Genomic DNA, 6,947 nt, shown 5'->3' on the forward strand with positions numbered 1-6,947 from the left:
ATCGAGCCCGTGCGCCTCTCGCGGCGCTTTGCTGCAGCGCCGCGTTTGCTACGGCAGGATGGTGGGATACATTACCCCGCAGACCATAAGGAGACAGCGATGGACCTGCGGCAACGCGAGCACATCGAAACCGTGGTGCATGCCACCACCTGGCTGCCCCTGCCTGCCGAGTCCCCGGCGCCGATCGGCCACGATGCCGTGATCCAGAGTTCCTGGCGACGCTGTGTCCATCAATACGGGCTCGATCCGTCGCGCATGCAGGAGGCGCGCATCGTGCCGCAGTCCTGCCTGCGCGAGCATCAGCAACGCATCGACGACTTTGCCCGTATCGCCCGCCACGGCCTGGAATCGCTGTACGCCCAGGTGGCCGGGCTGGGTTACGTGGTGCTGATGACCGACGCCCAGGGCGTGACCGTCGACTACATCGGCGACGCCAACACCGACGCCGCGCTGCGGCACGCCGGGCTGTACCTGGGGTCGGAATGGAGCGAGGCGGGCGCGGGCACCTGTGCGGTGGGCACCGCGCTGGTCACCGGCGAGGCGCTGACCGTCCACCAGGCCGACCATTTCGATGCCACGCATATTCCGCTGACCTGCACCGCCGCGCCGCTGTTCGACACGCAAGGCCGGCTCAACGCGATCCTGGACATCTCGGCGCTGACCTCGCCGGACGCCAAGGCCAGCCAGGGTCTGGCGCTGCAGATGGTGCGCATCTACGCCGCCCATATCGAAAACGCCAACTTCCTGCGCGTGCATCGGCGCGACTGGATCCTGAAGCTGAACGTGGCGCCCGAGTTCGTCGATGTCAGCCCCGAATACCTGCTGGCGCTGGACGACGCCGGGCGCATCGTCGGCTGCAACAACCGCGCGCGGCGCATGCTGGACGGCGAAAGCCCGGGCACGCCGGTCATCGGCCAGTCGTTCGAGGCGCTGTTCGACGCCCGGCTGGCCGACCTGGGGCGCTACGTCTACTCGCGGCCCAGCGAACAGCGACTGGTGGCCCTGCACCGCAGCGGCGGCCTGCTTTACCTGAGCGTGATGCCGCCCGCGTTGCGCTGGCAGGGGCGCCCCGACTCGCAGGCATCCACGCCGCTGCCGGCACCGCTGGCGGCGCTGACCGGCGGCGACACCGCCATGCAGCAGCAACTGCAGCGCGCCGCGCGGCTGGTGGATTCCCGTATCCACCTGTTGATCCACGGCGAGACCGGCAGCGGCAAGGAGTATTTCGCCAAGGCGCTGCATCAGGCCAGCACACGGTGCGCGCAACCGTTTGTTGCCTTCAACTGCGCGGCGATACCCGAGACGTTGATCGAAAGCGAGTTGTTCGGGCATCTGCCGAACAGCTTCTCGGGCGCCGGGGCGCGCGGCAAGCGCGGGCTGATTCAGGAAGCCGATGGCGGCACGCTGTTTCTGGACGAAATCGGCGACATGCCGCGCGACCTGCAATCGCGACTGCTGCGTGTTTTGGCCGAAGGCGAGGTGCTGCCGGTGGGCGCCACCCGGCCGGTACCGGTCAACCTGCGCGTGATTTCGGCCACGCATCAACCGTTGCAAAAGCTCATGGAAGCGGGCCAGTTTCGCGAAGACCTGTACTACCGGCTCAACGGCGCGCGCTTCGAGCTGCCGCCACTGCGCGAGCGGCAAGACCTGGACTGGCTGGTCGACAAGATGATGGCCGACGGCGGCAAGCCAGGCATGACGTTGTCCGATGCGGCGCGGCAGCAGCTACATGCCCACCGGTGGCCCGGCAACCTGCGCGAGCTGCGCAACGTCATCGAATACGCGTGCGCGATTTGCGTGGCCGGCGTGGTGACGCCGGAAGACCTGCCGGATGGCTTTGCCGACCCCATCCGCATGAATGCCGAGCCCGCCGAGCCTGCCATCGAAGGCAGACTGTCACCCGAGGCCATGCTGCTGATGCAGTACCTGCGCGCGTCGTGCTGGAACCTGAGCGCCGTGGCGCGGCAGATCGGCATCAGCCGCATGACGCTGTACCGGCGCATGGAGCGCTACGGCATCGCGTCTCCCAATCGTCGTGATGGCAGGGACGGCCACGGTTCGGAGACCGACCCCGCGTGACGGCTGTCCAGCCCTGGACATCTGTACTGTGACACCTGTCACACCGCACACCGGCTGAACGCTGCCGAAAGCGCGGGTTATCCCGCGGACCCGGCATCCATTTGGGCCGCTTTCCGGCCGTTTCGCGGCGCCGCTTCCCCTGGCACATCCGTTGCAGATAGCCCTGTCACCAACAAGCGCGACAGGAGACAGGCCATGGCGGCACCACTGGTCGGCATCATCGCCAATCCCGTATCGGCGCGCGACATCCGCCGCGTGATTGCCAACGCCAACAGCCTGCAACTGGCCGACCGCGTCAACATCGTGCTGCGCCTTCTGGCCGCGCTGGCCGCCTGCGGCATCGACCGCGTGATGATGATGCCCGACCGCGAGGGGCTGCGCGTCATGCTGAACCGCCACCTCGACCGCCACCAGGGCGCCGACGCCGGACTGCCCGCCGTCGAGTACATCGACATGCCGGTCACCGCCCGCATCGACGACACGCTGCACGCCGCGCGGTACATGGCCGATGCCGGCGTGGCCGTGATCATCGTGCTGGGCGGTGACGGTACGCACCGCGCCGTGGTACGCGAATGCGGCGCGGTGCCGATTGCCGGGCTCTCCACCGGCACCAACAACGCCTTTCCCGAAATGCGCGAGCCCACCATCACGGGCCTGGCCGCCGGGCTGTACGCCACCGGGCGGATTCCGGACAACCGCGCGTTGGCCTCGAACAAGCGGCTCGACATCGTGATCCGCGATGCCGACGGCGGCTTCCGGCGCGACATCGCGCTGGTCGACGCCGTGATCGCGCACGAGCAGTTCATCGGCGCCCGCGCGCTGTGGCGCGCCGATACGCTGGCCGCCGTGTACGTGGCCTATGCCGATCCGCAGGCCATCGGGCTGTCGGCCATCGCCGGCTTGCTGGAACCGGTGGGCCGGCGCGATCCGGGCGGGCTGGCCATCGAACTGGCACCAGCCGGCGAGGGCGCCTTCGATTTGCTGGCGCCCATCGCGCCGGGCCTGCTGTGCACGGTGCCGATTGCCGGCTGGCATCGCATGGAGCACGCGCGTCCGCATCGCGTGCGGCAGCGCGCCGGCATCGTCGCGCTCGACGGCGAAAGAGAGCTGGCGTTCGGGCCGCGCGACGAGCTCACGGTCACGCTGCACGACCACGCATTCCGCAGCATCGATGTGGCCGCCTGCATGCGCCACGCGGCGCGCGAGCAACTGATGCGCAGCGTGCCCGCCCTGTCCTGAAGGATTTGCCTCACACCCCACACACCCCACACACCACACGCACCACACGCACCACAAGGCAGTACCACCACCAAAGGAGACGACCATGAGCGCCAGCGCTTCACAGTCAGCGCAGATGCCCCTCGACAAGGAGGCCTTGCTGACGGTTTACCGCAAGATGCGGACGATCCGCGAATTCGAGGAACGCCTGCACGTGGACTTTGCCCGGGGCGATATCCCCGGCTTCGTGCACTTGTACGCGGGCGAGGAAGCCGCGGGCGTCGGCATCCTGCACCACCTGAACGACGGCGACCGCATCGCCAGCACGCACCGGGGTCATGGCCATTGCATCGCCAAGGGGGTGGACCCGGTGGCGATGATGAAGGAGATCTACGGCAAGAAGGGCGGCTCGTGCAACGGCAAGGGCGGGTCGATGCATATTGCCGACCTGTCGCGCGGCATGATGGGCGCCAACGGCATCCTGGGTGCGGGCGCCCCGCTGATCTGCGGCGCGGCACTGGCCGCCAAGTTCCGTGGCAAGGGCGAAGTCGGCATCACCTTCTGCGGCGACGGCGCGTCGAACCAGGGCACCTTCCTGGAAAGCCTGAACCTGGCGGCGGTGTGGAACCTGCCGGTGATCTTCGTCATCGAGAACAATGGCTATGCGGAATCGACGTCGCGCGACTACGGCACGGCGGTCGACAGCTACGTGGACCGTGCGGCCGGCTTCGGCATTCCGGGCGTGACCGTCGACGGCACCGACTTCTTTGCCGTGCACGAGGCGGCCGGTGAAGTCATCCGCCGTGCGCGCGAGGGCGGCGGTCCGTCGCTGCTGGAATGCAAGATGGTGCGCTTCCACGGCCATTTCGAGGGCGATGCCCAGACCTACCGCGGCGCCGGCGAGCTGGACGACATCCGTGCCAACAAGGATTGCCTGAAGCTGTTCACGCGCGCCGTAACGCAGGCCGGAGTGGTGTCGCGCGAGGACTTCGATGCCATCGACCGCGAGGTGGCAACGCTGATCGACCATGCCGTGCAGGAAGCCAAGGCCGCTCCGCTACCCGGGCCCGAAGACCTGCTGACCGATGTCTATGTGACCTACTGAAGCGATTCCAGAACGCAAAGGAGACAGCAACATGGCCCGCAAACTCAGCATGAAGCTGGCGATCAATGAAGCGATCGACCAGGAAATGACGCGCGATCCGACGGTGATCATGCTCGGCGAGGACATCGTCGGGGGCGCCGGCGCCGACGGAGAGAAAGACGCCTGGGGCGGCGTGCTCGGCGTGACCAAGGGGCTCTACGCCAAGCATGGCGACCGGCTGCTGGACACACCGCTATCGGAATCAGCCTATGTGGGCGCCGCCATCGGCGCGGCGGCGTGCGGCATGCGTCCGATCGCCGAACTGATGTTCATCGATTTCATGGGCGTCTGCTTCGACCAGATCTTCAACCAGGCGGCCAAGTTCCGCTACATGTTCGGCGGCAAGGCCGAGACCCCGGTGGTGATCCGCGCCATGATCGGCGCCGGGTTTCGCGCGGCCGCGCAGCACAGCCAGATGCTGACCCCGATCTTCACGCATATCCCGGGGCTCAAGGTGGTGTGCCCGTCCACGCCCTATGACACCAAGGGGCTGCTGATCCAGGCGATTCGTGACAACGATCCGGTGATCTTCTGCGAGCACAAGAACTTGTACGGGCTGGAGGGCGACGTGCCCGAAGGCGCGTATGCGATTCCGTTCGGCGAAGCCAACATCGCCCGCGACGGCCGCGACGTGACCATCGTGAGCTACGGCCTGATGGTGCATCGCGCGCTGGAGGCAGCCGCCACGCTGGCCAAGGAGGGCATCGAGGCCGAGGTGATCGACCTGCGTACGCTGTCGCCGCTGGACATGGACACCGTGCTCGAATCGGTGGAGAACACCGGCCGGCTGGTGGTGGTGGATGAGGCGAATCCGCGCTGCAATATCGCCACCGACATCGCCGCGCAGACCGCGCAGCAGGCATTTGGCACGCTCAAGGCCGCCATCGAGATGGTTTGCCCGCCGCATACGCCGGTGCCGTTCTCGCCGACGCTCGAAGACCTGTACATCCCCGGCGCGGCGCGCATCGTCGAGGCCGCGCGCAAGACCATGAAGGGAGGCAAGCACTGATGGCCGCAGCAATCACCCCGATCGTGATGCCCAAATGGGGCCTGTCGATGAAGGAAGGCACCATCAACGCCTGGCTGGTCGACGAAGGCACCGAGATCAGCGTGGGCATGCCGATCCTCGATGTGGAAACCGACAAGATCGCCAACGCGGTGGAAGCTCCCGACGCCGGCACGCTGCGGCGCAAGGTGGCCGACGCCGGCGACGTGCTGCCCGTGAAGGCGCTGCTTGGCGTTCTGGCACCCGCGGAGGTCAGCGATGCGGAGATCGACACGTATGTGGCCGGCTATGAAACGCCGGCCGACGACGAAGACGAGGCCGAGGCCGGCCCCGCCTTCCATTTCGTGGAAGTCGACGGCCTGCGCGTCCGCTACGCCCGCCGGGGACATGGTGACGAAGCGGTGCTGTTCGTGCACGGCTTTGGCGGCGACCTCGACAACTGGCTCTTCAACCTCGATCCGCTGGCGGACACGTACACCGTGGTGGCGCTGGACCTGCCGGGCCATGGGCAGACGTCGCCCAGACTGGCTGGCACGACGCTGGCGGACATGGCCGACTTCGTGACGCGCTTCCTGGACGCGGTTGGCATCGAGCGCGCCCATGTGGTGGGCCATTCGATGGGCGGCGGCATCGCGGCGCAACTGGCCCTGGATGCACCCCAGCGCGTGCTGTCCATCGCGCTGGTGTCGCCCGTGGGCTTTGGCGACACGATCAACAACGGATACACGGAGGGCTTTGTCAACGCGCAGTCACGGCGTGACCTGAAACCGGTGATCGAGCTGCTGTTCGCCAATCCGGAACTGGTCAGCCGGCAAATGCTGGACGACCTGTTGCGGTACAAGCGGCTGGATGGGGTGCCCGAGGCGTTGACGGCGCTGGGGGCGAGTCTGTTTGCGGAAGGGAGGCAGCGCGAGCAGCCCGGGCTGCGGCTGGGGGATGCCGGCAAACGTACGCTGGTGATCTGGGGGGACAAGGACCGAATCATTCCGGCGGCGCACGCTGAGAATGCGCCGGCAGGGGCTACGGTGATGGTGTTTGATGATGCCGGGCACATGAGCCAGCTTGAGAAGGCTGGTGAGGTGAATGGGTTGTTGAAGGTGCATCTGGCGGGGTAGGCGGGGTTGTTCCCACCTCGTGGTTTTTTCCCGCCGCTTGTTTTCTCCCCTCTCCCTTTGGGCTGAGCTTTACCCACAAGCTTGGCCGGCTATTCCGAATTAAAGATACGGAACATCTCTGTGATTTCGTGCAAGACGAAGAAGCCTCGCCAGATGACGGTAGCGCCGGGCGGAGGATCGTTGCGGCGATTTAGGTAGCCGCCAAGGGTGGCTATCCATCGCATCGCTTGGTTCAGGGACGGCACTTGGTCCGATAGCCGGGTGGTGCGATGCACGCGGCAATACAGCGCCTGCCATTCGACTGGTTAGAGCACAACTTCGCAGGGCAAATCACCATCGATGCGGGCAAGAAGTGTGGTGTAGAGGATGCGCCAGGCGATGACGG

5 protein-coding genes and 1 pseudogene are annotated in these 6,947 nt (G+C 66.7%); 5 read left to right on the plus strand and 1 reads right to left on the minus strand.

Annotated elements, in window-relative coordinates:
* Window positions 1-99 precede the first annotated feature (99 nt).
* The 5 genes from MFF62_RS25790 (at window position 100) to MFF62_RS25810 (ending at window position 6,562) form a co-directional block, all read left to right on the plus strand.
* The gene (locus MFF62_RS25790; protein WP_238265977.1) at window positions 100-2,079 is read left to right on the plus strand and encodes a sigma-54-dependent Fis family transcriptional regulator; all 1,980 of its coding nucleotides are present in this window, start codon (window positions 100-102) and stop codon (window positions 2,077-2,079) included.
* A gap of 195 nt (window positions 2,080-2,274) precedes the next feature.
* Entirely contained in the window at window positions 2,275-3,318 is a 1,044-nt protein-coding gene (locus tag MFF62_RS25795; RefSeq protein WP_238265978.1) for an ATP-NAD kinase family protein, read from the plus strand.
* Between the two features lie 85 nt (window positions 3,319-3,403).
* Window positions 3,404-4,402: a thiamine pyrophosphate-dependent dehydrogenase E1 component subunit alpha gene (locus MFF62_RS25800; protein ID WP_238265979.1), complete on the plus strand. Its 999-nt coding sequence runs from the start codon at window positions 3,404-3,406 to the stop codon at window positions 4,400-4,402.
* Between the two features lie 31 nt (window positions 4,403-4,433).
* Window positions 4,434-5,450 carry an alpha-ketoacid dehydrogenase subunit beta gene (locus MFF62_RS25805; RefSeq protein ID WP_238265980.1) on the plus strand — a complete coding sequence of 339 codons (1,017 nt, stop codon included), beginning with the start codon at window positions 4,434-4,436 and terminating at the stop codon, window positions 5,448-5,450.
* Window positions 5,450-6,562 (plus strand): acetoin dehydrogenase dihydrolipoyllysine-residue acetyltransferase subunit, encoded by a 1,113-nt coding sequence (locus tag MFF62_RS25810; RefSeq protein WP_238265981.1) that lies wholly within the window; start codon window positions 5,450-5,452, stop codon window positions 6,560-6,562. Before MFF62_RS25805 ends, MFF62_RS25810 begins: the two co-directional genes overlap by 1 nt.
* Window positions 6,563-6,651: 89 nt before the next feature.
* Here the strand turns inward: MFF62_RS25810 and MFF62_RS25815 are convergent.
* A pseudogene (locus MFF62_RS25815) lies at window positions 6,652-6,855 on the minus strand (IS4 family transposase); the annotation flags it as partial.
* Between the last annotated feature and the right edge of the window lie 92 nt (window positions 6,856-6,947).

This window comes from Cupriavidus pauculus (assembly GCF_022179805.1).
Taxonomy (GTDB): Bacteria; Pseudomonadota; Gammaproteobacteria; order Burkholderiales; family Burkholderiaceae; genus Cupriavidus; species Cupriavidus pauculus_E.